Genomic DNA, 12,603 nt, shown 5'->3' with positions numbered 1-12,603 from the left:
CTTCTCCGTAGAACTACGGTATCCTTGCATTCGGGAACAAGTGGCAATGTTCGTGAATTATGTCGACGTCTGGAGGACACCAGACACATGCAAGACGGCCTCAGCACGTCCCCGTCACAGCCGCTGGGGCCGTCTTGTTTCGGCACGAAAAAGAGCTCCGCCCTTCGGCGGCTACTCCGCTTGCCAGGCTGTGATCTGAATAAAATAGATCGGTTTTCGAGCGTCGTCAGTCACCTCTAACGCCCATTCTTGATCGGGCCGAAACATGCCGTCGTCCTTGAATAGGGCGGCGCCAGCGATGACCGTGGCGCGTCGCCAAGCGGCTTCATTATCGGGGAGTTCTTCGCCCAAGTCGTCGGCGCTTGGGCTCACGTTGTGCACGTTGAAATAGTACCTTGGCATGTCATGAAAATGCCGAACAAAATACAAGGTTCCTAGGAGCTAATTTGGTTCGCTCGGCGCTGATGCCGCTAATGCTTGAGGCAGCGTTGTCGGCTCTCCAACGTTTTCTCGATAGCGAATTCGGCATCCAACACGGCGTCGGCCCTCGTAAGCGCGATGCCAGTCCGCGTTTTTGTGGCATCGAGAAAGACGACCCATTTCCAGCAACATGGATTTGTCGTCTGAATGATTTCAAATTCGATGGCTTTGTATTCCATGGCCGTTCCTCGAAGCGCCGTCACAGGAAGTTTCTCGGATTTACCTCGCAACGAATGTCGATTGCACGTCCAGCCCCTCAGCATCAACATTCGCAACCACCGCCGCCGTCGCAGTGACGACGGCAAAGGTCACGATTGCAAAAGCAAGTCCGATGAGTTTCAGACCGTCAGTGTCCGCCATTTTGGTCCACCATCATAAAGATAAATAACTCGCCTTCCTTGGTGAAGTTTGCCCTTATCCAAAAGCATATCGAATCGACACGGTGAAACCGGCTGCCATGAGACTTGCCATCGCGCCCATAGTCCGATCGGATCGAGCAGTTCGAGCAGAGCCCTTGTAAAGTTTGCCATCCTTTCACCAACGCTCAGATCCCAAGCGAGCTAGATAAGCAAGGCCGCAGCACGTCAGTTCTTCTGGATCGGTTTCACCAGCTTGCCATTTTGCGCTTAGATACCTCTCAAGCGAGCAACGACGCGGATCGGCGGCGTCAACATCGTCGTGCGTCGCCAAGTGCAGGTTCCACGCTCGCTGCACAGCAACCTTCAGCGGATCGTCCTCCATTTTTGACTCCCAGATGCCGTCCTTAGATTCAATTCGTTTGCCTTGAAAAAGTTGCCACTTTTTCCCGATGTCCCGATATTTGGCGAGGAATTTGGAGTCGATGTCGGCGACGATAGATTGGTGGGTTGCGGCGCTATGTTCTCGGACATTAGGAACGGGGCCGTAGCGGCCGAGTTAAGGCGACAAGCTCACTATAGAGGGAGGAAGCCATGGCCCGTGCGACAGCCCATCCGGATCATCAATGCATCTCAAGCGAAGACATTCAGGGAACCGAGGTTTACGGGGCAGGTGGAAAGAATATCGGTGAGATAGATCACCTCATTATCGACAAGGTGTCAGGTCGCGTGGCCTATGCCGTCATGAGCTTTGGCGGATTTATCGGGTTAGGCCACAGCCATTATCCCATACCCTGGGGCGCGCTGACCTATGACACGTCGCTGGGTGGTTTCCGAACAAATATCACCGAGCAACAGTTGAGGGACGCGCCTGAGTTCAGTGATGACTCGTGGCAGGATCGAGACTGGGAAACGCGCACCCACCAGTACTACGGGACACCTACGTACTGGGAGTCGCGAGGTGGCATGATACGCTAGGGCAGCGCATCAAAAGGCCCGCAGGGCTGTCAGCAGCCCATCTTCCCTAGTGCCCCTGTTGGACATCAGGGCGTTTATGGAGGAATGAAATGCGTAATGGTAGTCCCGATCGCGGATTGGGTACCGGTCTGCTTGCGGGTATGGGTGCAGCGGTTTTGGTTGCTGCCCTCGTTATACTTATATGGGCTCCGTGGAACAGCTCCCGCGTCGCCGATAAATCCGCTCCAGACACTACGGTCGGCTCCTCAACGAGCTGACCCGCGGCTCCCGCTACTGCACCTTCTCCTGCGGCTCCAGCTAATTCATCGCGCTGAGGCCGTTAAGGATTTCGCCTGTCGGGGACAAATGAATTCTCATGAGCCGACATCGGAATTCTCAGGAGCCGACATCGCGAGTGTCACGCCGCCGCTGGGTATCGGGTGCGCAGACGGCGGCAAACGATAACTTCGCCTTCGCGCTTTAATACTCGAATAAGATGAGGACCGGCCGAACTCCAAACTGTAAAACTATCAACTTCAATAACGGGCGGATCACTCCTTAATGCTTCGGGGCCCGCGAGATGTAGCAGGGCGATACAAGCTGCTAACCGCCCGGTCACCGGACTAGAGAATTCGCCGGCATCATAAATCTGCCGGAGCACAAGCTTCTCTTCATCAGTCAACCGGACATATTGACCGCGATCCGGGCCGAATGGGGTCATGCAGTGCTTTTCGATCCAGTGAATATTGTGACCGGCGTGAGTGCGAAGGGCGGTCATATGTCACTCCTCGCGATCCCATGGGTTACCAACCACTGCCCCGCCGCGCGGCAATCGCCTTTTGTGGTCGAAGGTGCTCTGCTGCGTCAGCCGCAGTGAACGAGACAAGCGCATGATAGAAAGACTTTCTGCCGCCTGCTGCTTGAGCAGTTCGGCATAGTCCCGGTAATTGAAATCTTTCTTCTTGGAGTAGGCCTTGATCATTTGCGCCACCTGACGGGCGGCAATGACGTGCCGGCAAAGTTGACTAAGGACGGGGTAGTTGGCGCGGATGAAATGGTCCGGCGGCATCACTGCAACAATCGCCCGCCACTCATCGGCTTCCTCGTCTGTAAGATCATAAGGTGCATCAGGGCGCTGCGGGATCGCCGCCAATCCACCTTGCAAAACCATCAAGGATTCCATGGATTTCCGTCCACGCTGCGCCACTTAGAGACCATTCCTTTCAATCTGTTACACACGTATCCCTGTAAAAAACGGACCATTGGCGAAAGTTGAGCAATGGCGATCGGAGTGGCCGCCCCCTCCAGTAAACTTACTACTCCCCCCACGCCCCTTTTAATTTTTCTATGGTGAGTAGCCCCGGTTAGAAGCTATCACTGTGAAGGCGGGTAGCCTTCACCATCTAACCGGGGCTTCGAAGCCTGCGCTGGGGCTCTCTTCTGACGCAGGCTCCAAACCTTACAGAGAAAAGAGCAGTCAACTTTAAGAAGCACCTCAAAGCCAACTGCTTAAAGTTTGACTCTCCTCTTGCAACTCTTTCAACTCACAACAACACGCTCGCGATGCTCAAGCTCATCAGCTGCATCACGATAAGTATTCGCAACTCTCACACGATCATGATGATTCAGATAGGTTGCCATAACGTTCGTGAACTTGATGATGTCAAGCACAGGCGCCACAGGGTTGTGTCTGTTTCGTTCGATGATACTGGTCATCAACAGAGCGGGCGCGGTCTGCGCATCTCGAACGATAAAGAGCGACTGACAGTAATTGACTATATTGGTAATCACCGAGCTTTTCTAATGAAGCTCCAGGGCATGGCTGTCGTCATCGGTCAGGATGCTGAGACCAGTGGACGGCAGCGGGAGGTCCTCGAGGCGATACGCGATCAGCGGGTTACTCTACCGGCGGGTTGCGAGATAACCTACGAAACCACTGCCATTGATATATTGCAGTATCTGTTGAAACCAACTCGGACCGAGGAGGCTCTAGAGTCTTTCTATCGCGATTTCGAAGAGAGAAATGGAGTTCGCCCGACCGCTGTGGAAACCTTTCATGCTGGCCTTAACCCGCGTGGCAACAGTGAGCGATCGTGGCTCGGCTTCGTTGAGCGAATGGGCGGTTTTAGTGCCAACGAGCGGGCAGCTTGGTTGGCTGCACGCGAGTTCTTTGCATCGCTCGAGAAAACTGAAACCACTCGGAGCTATAAGATCGTTTTGCTATTGGCAATGCTCGATGGCGAGACCCTATCTAGGAGTCTCTCGATAGAAGAGGTCACGCGGCGGGTTGCAGTATTGGTCAAGCGCATGCACCGTGTGGAGGAGGATCTGTCAGTCGATCCGTCCGACTCGGGTGCCCTCCAACGGCTGCTGGTCAAAAATCCCATAGAGGCTTTCGTGAACGCTCGAGGTATGGCCGGAGTGCCCTACTTCAAATTTGATCGTGAGACTTTCGCCTTTGCATTCGAAATAGCTGATCCAACCGCTTTCGGCTCGATCCTCCGCGAAATCCTGGATTGGCGCTTAGCGCAATACCTTTCACGCGGGTCAACAGCCGAAGTCGTTGTCGAGTGTCCCGCAATTTAAGCGGTCAGCCGATCTTGTTCTTGCCGTCGACCAACGGCGGCGCCAGGCTGCCGGAAGGTCCACTGGAAATCGAAGTAGATGGCCGCTCAATGGAGGCAACTGTCGCTAAGGTCGCTATCAATGTCGTTCGCGAACTTGGCCGCTCCGCCAATGAACTTCCAACTATTCTTCGTGCGTGGTTCGGCGACAATGCCGGCGCTCCGGGCCGTGGCGATCGCGTCAGGCTTCGCAGGAGCGATAATTCAATGGTTCTGGAGCCTTTTAGTGGCTACAGAAATTCCTCGACCAGCCCGGTGCTATGGGAGCGCTATTCTCGCGAAGCCATCCCGCCGCTATTCGGTTTGGAGTTCAATCCAGCCACTTGGAACGTTGGTTTCGTCCCGAGCCCACCGCATATCTTTTTGTTGGTAACGCTTACGAAGGACGACATGAATGCCGACCATCAATACTCCGACCACTTCCTGTCAAATCAGGAATTTCATTGGCAGAGCCAAAATAGAACCACACAACAATCGAAACACGGACAGATGTTGCACAATCACCGTGCGATGGGCATTCACGTTCATCTGTTTGTTCGTCCGACCAAAAAGACAGGCCAGAAGCCAACGCCGTTCGCCTATTGCGGTGAGGTTGATTTTATTTCGTGGGAAGGAAACAGCCCCATTTCCATTCGTTGGCGGCTGAAGGAGCAAGTGCCCCCGTCACTGCGCACAATTCTAAAGGTGCCGAGTTAAAGGTGCTGGCGTAGGTGTGCTTGACGCAAGTTCAGCGGCACGAAGATTGGATCATCCAGGTCAAGAAATGGGATTTACTCAGCAGGAGTTGGCCAAAACGGCCGCTGAACTCAGGACAAAAATAGCTGAATTTCTGTCAAAAGAGACCGAGCCGGACGTCCTGCTCGGACATCATCCAATGGTTGCCTTTGCCAGTCGAAAACAAAGCATAGCTATCTGGCATGGCCACCGGATCGAAAATCATCTTGCCGACTGGATCAGCAACGTTCCGAATTGGAGTGCAAGCGCACGCGAGCGAATAACAATTAATGGAACGGTGTACGAGATCGACAATCTTGCATGCAACCGAAAGCTAAACCTTGTGCTCTCAGTGGAAGCCAAGAGGATATGGGCCAATCAAGATCGTGACAGCGTGAACAGCGTGAAAGCCAAGCATAAGCTGTACATGGATCCTGCTGTGATACCAACCATCACCTCCCACGCGGGGCTGCCGGGTAGCGACTTCCGCCATTTTGTCTTCGACGTATACGGTGTAGCGAAAAAAGGGACCAACGGGTTGCCCGTAATTGCTGGAGATAAGATCAGCGATATATTCGATCCAGTTCTCGCTAATTATATTGAATGGGAGCGATTGGTCATCGGCAACTCTATTCTTCAGAGACTGGATCAGCATCCTCAGCATCAGGATGATGTTGATCGAGAGCAAGTTCTCGCCGCGGAAGTGTTGGCTGGAGCACGCTCGAAGATGAGGTCGAAGGAGAGCATACTAAAATACATCGACGCGCATGCAATGTGACGGCTCGATCGTGGAACGATCGGCGCGACGTACCTACACTCGCAATGAGGCCATGCCTGCATCTAAACCGGAGCGTCTTTCCTGCGTCGACAGCATCATGCGCCACAGGCCAGTAAATCGCTATTGGCGGTGGGACGCACTCTAAAGGTCACCTTTTCTGCTCGTTAGTTGACAACTTCTCCGTCCATCGGGTCGCGCATGACGATGAAGCGCAAAGGCGGCACGCGGGAAGGCCGTACAGCCCGTCGCGCGGGGGCTACAGAACACCGGGCAGGCCGGCACCGGCGCACAGTGGCCACGCGGCGCGGGCTGGCGGGGCATCGAGCGCAGCCCGGCTAACTGGAAAGGTGGTCTACGGCGAACCCACACGCCGTCGCTGCCGGCAACGTTCATTGGCGCTGGCCATAATGAAGAACCAGTTCACCAAGGGCCGGATATACAGCATGATCCAGTCCAGGGCTAAGCGGGAAGGGGGTCGCACCAATCGGTTTCCCGTCTGAAGGACCGCGGCATCGCGCAAACGGGTCTCTCAACCGGTGGGGGACACTGTTCGCGAAAGCCTTGGAAGATCATAGAACTAAAATCGTCCCACTTTCCGGTTAAGTGATTGATGCCGCTCAGAAATGGTACCCCCCCTAGGCGCGAACCGGACCAGTTGGGCCCGTCTGGCGATGTCCGTTGATTGGGGAAGACCGGAAGTCACCGGCTGGGGGGCTAACCGACGCGTTTGACCCAATGCGGAAGTCGGCCCCCGATGAACGGTGCGCGGGCGTGTCCAATGCTGGTCACTGGTGCTGAATATCAGACATCCATCGGAGGGGATCGGACGCCTCGCGGGTCGATTGAGCGGTTCGAGGCGACGTAGTCGATCTCGCCGCGCGTAATGCCGATATCCATCAGCTCCTTATCGCTCAGGTTGCAAAGATCGGCTCGTAACCGATCCCATTTGCGCCATTCTTGAAACGCACCCCAAAAATTCTTGAAGGCGCTGGAGACGCGCCGCGTCGCGGTCGTCTGGGCTAGATCCGTTGCACTGTAGGTCGTGTTCATTGCAGCACCTCCTGGGTGCGTTGTTTCCACCCAGACAACGGTGCCAAGCCGCCGGCGGGCGCGCTTGACATCCTCCTTACATTTTCCTCACCGGCGGCTTATTCTTGGCCGCTCCAGGCGTTGCTAAAGCGCTTCCCGACGATTAGAGGCCCAACCAAGGGTTTTCGCAGCTTGCGTTATCTCTTCGAGGAGTACGCATTCGACACTGACCGACGCGAGCTGCATCGCGGGGCGGACGTGATCTCCGTCGCGCCACAAGTATTCGACCTGCTCGATTACCTAATCCGCAACAGGGAGCGTGTCGTCAGCAAAGAAGACCTCATCAACGCCATCTGGAATGGGCGCAGCGTATCCGATGCAGCGCTGACGACCCGCCTGAATGTCGCTCGCAGCGCAGTCGGCGATTCCGGTGAGGAACAGCGCCTCATCAAAACACTGCCGCGCAAGGGCTTTCGTTTCGTCGGACCAGTGCGGGAAGTGCAGGGGCCGGCAGGCGGGGAAGATGCCAATAATCCAGTAGAACCGAGGAAACCAGCCCTCACGCTCCCCGATAAGCCATCGATCGCCATTCTCCCCTTCGCCAACCTGAGCTCCGATCCGGAACAGGAGTACTTTGCCGATGGAATGGCCGAGGACATCATCACGGCGCTATCTCGTTTCAAGGCGCTGTTCGTCATCGCCCGCAACTCGAGCTTCACATACAAGGGTCGTGTCGTTGACGTGAAGCAGGTCGGACGCGAGCTTGGGGTACGCTATGTGCTGGAAGGGAGCGTTCGCAAGGCGGCAAACCGGGTGCGCATCACGGGACAGCTCGTCGATGCCGCCGCTGGCACACATCTTTGGGCAGACCGGTTTGATGGTGGGCTTGTCGATATCTTCGACCTGCAGGACCAGGTGACTGAGAGCATTGTTGGAGCGATTGCGCCCGCGGTTGAAAATGCCGAGATCGAGCGTGCCAAGCGCAAGCCGACCGAGAGCCTCGACGCCTATACGCTCTATTTGCGCGGTTTGGCCAGGTATTATCAGTTTGCTAGTCAGCAAGCGAACGACGATGCGTTGCGCCTGTTCAACAGCGCAATCGAGCTCGACCCGGATTTTGCGTCTGCCTACGGTCGTGCGGCCTCTTGCTACGTCTATGCCAAGATCAATGACTGGTTTTCAGACACGGCGAAGGAGATTGCCGAAGTGACGAGGCTCGCTCAGCGGGCGGTTGAGTTGGGCAAGAATGACGCGATTGCGCTCGCCGCCAGCGGGTGGGCGTTAGCGTATGTCGTTCGCGATCTTGGGGTAGGTGCCGCCTTAATCGATCGCGCGCTTGTGCTCAATTCCAATTCGGCCGAGGCATGGTTTTACGGTGGCTGGGCCAAAATCTATCTCGGCGAGCCGGAAGCGGCGATCGAGCGCCTCGCGCGTGCCATGCGCCTGAGCCCACTTGATCCGCGGCTGATGGGAATGCGAGCCGGGACCGCGTATGCCCATTTCCTCCTGGGCCGCCATCACGAAGCGGCATCTTGGGCGGCAATGGCATTGCAGGACAATCCGGACTATCAACCTGGATTACGCATCGCCGCCGCAAGCAATGCAATGGCCGGACGACCGGAGCAAGCACACAGGGCAATGGCTCGACTGCGGCAACTCAATCCGGCGCTACGTGTTTCCACTCTCAAATACCGGGGCCCTTGGCGGGCCGAAGACCTCTTGCGATATGAAGAAGGATTGCGGCAAGCCGGGCTGCCCGAATGAACATCACGGCCAGGTGGTCGCCTTGTTGCGACGAGTTGATCGAAGAGTGCGACTTCCAGAACAGCGCTTAAGCCGGCGTCATGTCGGCTGACAGAAGCAGATCGGACGGCGGTCCATGCTTGCCTCCACCGCCGCTAGTGACCCATTGCAGCCATTGGTCACTAGCGCTTATTCCGACGCAGCGATTATTGCGGCGCGGCGAACTTCGTTGTCTTGGTCCGTCAACTGTGATGAGGTTGTGGGGTTAGGTGCAGTCCGGCACGCACGCTGTTCCGACGCAGTCGACGGTGCTCTCTCCCTGAACCGGCATCACGGCGAGGCGGGACACGGCAGGTCGTTCGGTGTCGCTACATTTTGTTTGACGGAGGAGGACGACCATGAGGTTTGCCTATGTCCGAAGTGCGGTTGCAGCGCTCTCTCTTCTATCGGCCCAAGCGTCTGCACAAGAGCAACCGGTGACGACGAAATGCGAGTCGGCGCCGCTGATGGCTGCCTTTACCGTGTTCAGCGAGACCGGCCGCATGCCGCCGAACATGGTCAAGTTTATTGGGGACGCGGCATTGAACAAGATCGAGCCCTACAAGGCTTTCGATAATGTCTACTATGTCGGCATCTGTTGGGTCTCTGCCTGGCTGATCACCTCGCCAAATGGCCACGTGCTGATTGACACGCTCTATGGGCCGTATACCAGCCAATTGCTGGAAAACATTCGCACGCTGGGGTTCGATCCCATGGACATCAAGCTGGTCGTTGTCACCCACGGTCACGTGGACCATGCAGGGGGGATTGGCCAACTCAAATCGGAGCTGGCGCCTGGAACACGGTTTGCCATGACCAAAGAGGGTTGGCGGGAAGGTGCGGAAGAGTCATCGCACCCGCGATGGCCATGGGTGATGATTGAGCCTGACATCGTGCTCACCGATGGCCAGACGGTCGCCGGTGGCGACATTGCGATTCAGGCGTTCGAGACACCTGGTCACACGATGGGCACCGCCTCATTCGCATTTGATGCACGTGATGGCGCCCGCACTTACCGCGCGTTCACGGTTGGCGGCCTTGGGCTCAATCGCATACGCGGGCCGGAGCAAGTGGAGGAATTCATCGCCAGTGTAAAGCGTATCCGCACGCTCACGCAGGATGGTGCACGCCCCGTGGAGTTGCACCTCACGACACATGGCTTCTCGACTGGTCTCAACGAAGCGAAGGATCTGCTGAGGACGCGCAAGCCTACGGATCCGCATCCTCTTGTGGACTTGCCAGGTTTCCGCAAGCAGCTCGACGATTTGCAAGCCGGCGCCGAGAAGCGGCTGGGTGTCGAGCGCCAGAAGCAAGCGAAGTGATGTCGATGCCATCCGATTAAGAGCCTTCAGATCAGGTCAGGAATTGGCCGATATTGCTGCAAAAGTCTTTTTGGGGTGACGAATGAAAATTTCTAGAGCCGCTGATGTGTTTTACGCGCGGCGAAGTGAGGGACCATGTCGTTTCGTCCAAAATCGATCACGGACCTCCGTGGGGGCGTTGAAAAGCGACGCAGCAGCTGAGAAGTCCAAAGATCAACTTTCGCGAGATTTTTAGGGTTGTTCGATCTTCGACTTTTGCAACAGTATCGGCCCTAAGCCGACCAACTTCGTCGCTTGCGGCTCGTCTGGTATTGAGGGCAGTCCGGACTTCGCATCAGCGATCCTTCGACCGCCGCTTGTGACCCAAAGGCGACAAATCCCGGTCGCGGCTTGCTCGTATACACGTTGCCATTTGTGGATTAAGTTGCAAAGTTGTCAATGATCTGTCAGCAGGCCGGAGCTGGTCATGCAGCCGATGAACGAGGTCCCATTCGAGACGGCTCTGGGCGAACGTGTCGAAGCAATGCTCGACGCCTGCACGCGATGCGGCAAGTGCGTCGAGGTTTGTCCGAGTGTTGATCCGGCCGGCATCTCGGATACCAAGTCCGAAGACATCATCGGTGGCATCCTCGAACTGGTACGTACCGGCAACGGTCCGGAAGCATCGCGCAAATGGGCGCAGTCCTGCATGCAGAGCGGGGCATGCATCAAGGCGTGCGACTACGGCGTCAATCCGCGTTTCTTGCTTACCATGGCGCGGCTTGGCATCGCGAAGTCGGACTATGAGCTTGCCGAACGACGCCGACAGGGCGTCGAGAGGTACCGCGACGGTAGTCGCGGAGTGACGGTGCTTTCGCGCCTGCAACTCGATACGGAAATGCTCGAACGACTGGGTCAGAAATCGGCGTCGGTTTCCGCGCCCGTAGAGTCGCCGGACTTCGTGTTTTACACGGGCTGCAATGTGCTTAAGACCCCGCACATTGCCTTGCTTGCCCTCGATATCATGGACGCGCTCGGCGTCAGCTACCAGGTGATGGGCGGACCGAGCCATTGTTGCGGCATTCTCCAACTCAAGTCCGGAGACGCCGAGATGGCCGGTCGCATGGGTTCGAGTACCATGGAAAAGCTGTCGCACTCCAACTCGGGTCAGGTGATCTCCTGGTGCCCGACGTGCTACGTCCAGTACACAGAAACCATCTTGCCGACGGTGGAGCGACAGCGTGGCTCCCGCCCGTTCGAGATGAACCCGTTCATGCGCTTTCTCGGTGACCGGCTGGCGCAACTAAAGCCGCACCTTCGGCACAGGGTGGAAATGCGGGTCGCGCTGCACAAGCATCCCGGCGTGGCCGGCGTCGTGGAAGGGGCCACTGAAATTCTGAAGATGGTCCCCGGTATCGAACTCGTGGATCTGAACCAGCCGGCAGTGGGTTTGCAGAGCGTGAATGTTGGCGTACTTCCAAAGTTCAAGCGCGAATTGCAGCTTATGGAACTTGAGGCGGCGCGCGATGCCGGTATCGATGCACTGGTTGCGGTATATCACTCCGATCATCGCGAACTGTGCGCGCACGAGCGCGACTGGCCATTCCGCATCATAAATATCCTTGAAGTGGTTGGCGAAAGCATGGGGCTGCATCGGCACGATCGCTACAAGGAGCTCAAGATCATGCAGGACGCCGACCAGATCGTCGCTGACTGTAGCGACCTGATCGCAAAGCACTCGATTGATCCCCGCAATGCGCGTGACGCGGTGGTCAAGGTGCTGCTTGGCGACCAGCCTCTTCCCCTGAAAGGCGGCACGCTCCCGGAGCAGCGCGCGGGGGTTGTGGCGCCATCGTAGGAGCCCGGCGTCGCCTGTTGGACAAGCCGACGGCCTAACGATGTCAGCTCTCGGGGGTAGAACAGACATGCCGCGCCAGCCGAGCCACTTCCGGGTTTGACCCTGGCTGTGTGAAAACGCTGTGCCGCTGTTATGATTCTCCCGTGATTCTAGGGGGAATTGATGAAGCGCTTCGTTGCGGGGGCGGATCGTAGACAGTCGGCGTTATTGCCCGAATGCCTCGACGATTTCATTGACGAGAGCAACCCTGTTCGCGTGATCGACGTGTTTGTCGACACGCTCGATTTGGCCGAGATGAGCTTCGAAGGAATGGCGCCGGCGGCGACGGGTCGGCCGTCGTACCATCCCTCGGTTCTGCTGAAGCTGTACATCTATGGCTATCTGAACCGAGTGCAGTCGAGCCGGCGGCTGGAGCGCGAGGCCGGACGCAATGTCGAGGTCATGTGGCTGTTGGGTCGGCTCGCTCCTGATCACAAGACGATCGCGGACTTCCGCAAAGACAATGGCCTGGCATTGCGCAAGGTATGTGCGCGCTTCGTCGAACTCTGCCGTGAGATGGGCCTTCTCGCGACAGCGAGCGTTGCCATCGATGGCAGCAAGTTCAAGGCCGTGAACAACCGGGACAAGAACTTCACACGGGCGAAAGTGGAGCGGCGGCGCGCCCAGCTGGAGGAGAGCGTCGCGCGCTATTTGAGCCAACTTGATACCGCCGATCGACAGGAAC

At 56.8% G+C, this 12,603-nt stretch carries 15 protein-coding genes; 8 read left to right on the top strand and 7 right to left on the bottom strand.

Translation table 11 applies throughout. From position 1 onward, the window contains the following. Nucleotides 1–171 precede the first annotated feature (171 nt). The 4 genes from AC0QUY_RS23720 to AC0QUY_RS23705 all read right to left on the bottom strand — a co-directional run bounded on the left by AC0QUY_RS23720 (nucleotide 172) and on the right by AC0QUY_RS23705 (nucleotide 1,221). Nucleotides 172–402: a DUF6894 family protein gene (locus AC0QUY_RS23720; RefSeq protein ID WP_475388638.1), complete on the bottom strand. Its 231-nt coding sequence runs from the start codon at nucleotides 400–402 to the stop codon at nucleotides 172–174. Between the two features lie 68 nt (nucleotides 403–470). Next, the gene (locus AC0QUY_RS23715) at nucleotides 471–659 is read right to left on the bottom strand and encodes a hypothetical protein (RefSeq protein ID WP_475388636.1); all 189 of its coding nucleotides are present in this window, start codon (nucleotides 657–659) and stop codon (nucleotides 471–473) included. Nucleotides 660–699: 40 nt separating this feature from the next. Next, nucleotides 700–840, bottom strand: coding sequence for a hypothetical protein (locus AC0QUY_RS23710; protein ID WP_475388635.1), 141 nt, complete (start codon nucleotides 838–840; stop codon nucleotides 700–702). A 174-nt stretch (nucleotides 841–1,014) separates the two neighbouring features. Next, a complete protein-coding gene (locus AC0QUY_RS23705) occupies nucleotides 1,015–1,221 on the bottom strand; it encodes a hypothetical protein (RefSeq protein WP_475388634.1) in 207 nt (68 codons plus the stop codon). A 209-nt stretch (nucleotides 1,222–1,430) separates the two neighbouring features. On the opposite strand from AC0QUY_RS23705, the gene AC0QUY_RS23700 reads away from it, so the two are divergent. Then, nucleotides 1,431–1,814, top strand: coding sequence for a PRC-barrel domain-containing protein (locus AC0QUY_RS23700; RefSeq protein WP_475388633.1), 384 nt, complete (start codon nucleotides 1,431–1,433; stop codon nucleotides 1,812–1,814). Between the two features lie 397 nt (nucleotides 1,815–2,211). On the opposite strand, the gene AC0QUY_RS23695 is transcribed toward AC0QUY_RS23700, so the two are convergent. Both AC0QUY_RS23695 and AC0QUY_RS23690 read right to left on the bottom strand, forming a co-directional pair. Next, nucleotides 2,212–2,571 carry a hypothetical protein gene (locus AC0QUY_RS23695; RefSeq protein ID WP_475388632.1) on the bottom strand — a complete coding sequence of 120 codons (360 nt, stop codon included), beginning with the start codon at nucleotides 2,569–2,571 and terminating at the stop codon, nucleotides 2,212–2,214. Between the two features lie 3 nt (nucleotides 2,572–2,574). Then, nucleotides 2,575–2,976 (bottom strand): hypothetical protein, encoded by a 402-nt coding sequence (locus AC0QUY_RS23690; RefSeq protein WP_475388631.1) that lies wholly within the window; start codon nucleotides 2,974–2,976, stop codon nucleotides 2,575–2,577. A gap of 380 nt (nucleotides 2,977–3,356) precedes the next feature. Here AC0QUY_RS23690 and AC0QUY_RS23685 point away from each other — a divergent pair, with 380 nt between their 5' ends. The 3 genes from AC0QUY_RS23685 (at nucleotide 3,357) to AC0QUY_RS23675 (ending at nucleotide 5,909) form a co-directional block, all read left to right on the top strand. Continuing rightward, nucleotides 3,357–4,379: a hypothetical protein gene (locus AC0QUY_RS23685; protein ID WP_475388629.1), complete on the top strand. Its 1,023-nt coding sequence runs from the start codon at nucleotides 3,357–3,359 to the stop codon at nucleotides 4,377–4,379. Between the two features lie 20 nt (nucleotides 4,380–4,399). Further along, on the top strand, nucleotides 4,400–5,113 hold the full coding sequence (locus AC0QUY_RS23680) for a DUF3427 domain-containing protein (RefSeq protein WP_475388628.1): 714 nt from the start codon (nucleotides 4,400–4,402) through the stop codon (nucleotides 5,111–5,113). 67 nt (nucleotides 5,114–5,180) lie between these two features. Then, nucleotides 5,181–5,909, top strand: a complete 729-nt coding sequence (locus AC0QUY_RS23675) for a hypothetical protein (RefSeq protein WP_475388626.1) — start codon at nucleotides 5,181–5,183, stop codon at nucleotides 5,907–5,909. Nucleotides 5,910–6,710: 801 nt separating this feature from the next. Here the strand turns inward: AC0QUY_RS23675 and AC0QUY_RS23670 are convergent. Then, nucleotides 6,711–6,959 carry a DUF1127 domain-containing protein gene (locus tag AC0QUY_RS23670; RefSeq protein ID WP_475388625.1) on the bottom strand — a complete coding sequence of 83 codons (249 nt, stop codon included), beginning with the start codon at nucleotides 6,957–6,959 and terminating at the stop codon, nucleotides 6,711–6,713. A gap of 171 nt (nucleotides 6,960–7,130) precedes the next feature. On the opposite strand from AC0QUY_RS23670, the gene AC0QUY_RS23665 reads away from it, so the two are divergent. From AC0QUY_RS23665 to AC0QUY_RS23650, 4 genes are all read left to right on the top strand, one after another. Further along, a complete protein-coding gene (locus AC0QUY_RS23665) occupies nucleotides 7,131–8,702 on the top strand; it encodes a winged helix-turn-helix domain-containing protein (protein ID WP_475388624.1) in 1,572 nt (523 codons plus the stop codon). Nucleotides 8,703–9,079: 377 nt separating this feature from the next. Then, nucleotides 9,080–10,042: an MBL fold metallo-hydrolase gene (locus tag AC0QUY_RS23660; protein ID WP_475388622.1), complete on the top strand. Its 963-nt coding sequence runs from the start codon at nucleotides 9,080–9,082 to the stop codon at nucleotides 10,040–10,042. Between the two features lie 466 nt (nucleotides 10,043–10,508). Then, entirely contained in the window at nucleotides 10,509–11,879 is a 1,371-nt protein-coding gene (locus tag AC0QUY_RS23655; RefSeq protein WP_475388621.1) for a heterodisulfide reductase-related iron-sulfur binding cluster, read from the top strand. 162 nt (nucleotides 11,880–12,041) lie between these two features. Then, a partial coding sequence (locus tag AC0QUY_RS23650; protein ID WP_475388620.1) for a transposase occupies nucleotides 12,042–12,603 on the top strand: 562 nt, incomplete at its 3' end.

The sequence above is a fragment of the Bradyrhizobium sp. WYCCWR15520 genome, assembly GCF_056174665.1.
Note: the sequence above shows the minus strand (reverse complement) of the source record. Positions and strands in the feature narration are given on the sequence as shown.

What these genes read in the sequence shown, in the direction of transcription:
- AC0QUY_RS23720 (WP_475388638.1), bottom strand. Translation starts at nt 402, where the DNA reads ATGCCAAGGTACTATTTCAACGTGCACAACGTGAGCCCAAGCGCCGAC.
- AC0QUY_RS23715 (WP_475388636.1), bottom strand. Translation starts at nt 659, where the DNA reads ATGGAATACAAAGCCATCGAATTTGAAATCATTCAGACGACAAATCCA.
- AC0QUY_RS23710 (WP_475388635.1), bottom strand. Translation starts at nt 840, where the DNA reads ATGGCGGACACTGACGGTCTGAAACTCATCGGACTTGCTTTTGCAATC.
- AC0QUY_RS23705 (WP_475388634.1), bottom strand. Translation starts at nt 1,221, where the DNA reads ATGGAGGACGATCCGCTGAAGGTTGCTGTGCAGCGAGCGTGGAACCTG.
- AC0QUY_RS23700 (WP_475388633.1), top strand. Translation starts at nt 1,431, where the DNA reads ATGGCCCGTGCGACAGCCCATCCGGATCATCAATGCATCTCAAGCGAA.
- AC0QUY_RS23695 (WP_475388632.1), bottom strand. Translation starts at nt 2,571, where the DNA reads ATGACCGCCCTTCGCACTCACGCCGGTCACAATATTCACTGGATCGAA.
- AC0QUY_RS23690 (WP_475388631.1), bottom strand. Translation starts at nt 2,976, where the DNA reads ATGGAATCCTTGATGGTTTTGCAAGGTGGATTGGCGGCGATCCCGCAG.
- AC0QUY_RS23685 (WP_475388629.1), top strand. Translation starts at nt 3,357, where the DNA reads ATGCTCAAGCTCATCAGCTGCATCACGATAAGTATTCGCAACTCTCAC.
- AC0QUY_RS23675 (WP_475388626.1), top strand. Translation starts at nt 5,181, where the DNA reads ATGGGATTTACTCAGCAGGAGTTGGCCAAAACGGCCGCTGAACTCAGG.
- AC0QUY_RS23670 (WP_475388625.1), bottom strand. Translation starts at nt 6,959, where the DNA reads ATGAACACGACCTACAGTGCAACGGATCTAGCCCAGACGACCGCGACG.
- AC0QUY_RS23660 (WP_475388622.1), top strand. Translation starts at nt 9,080, where the DNA reads ATGAGGTTTGCCTATGTCCGAAGTGCGGTTGCAGCGCTCTCTCTTCTA.
- AC0QUY_RS23655 (WP_475388621.1), top strand. Translation starts at nt 10,509, where the DNA reads ATGCAGCCGATGAACGAGGTCCCATTCGAGACGGCTCTGGGCGAACGT.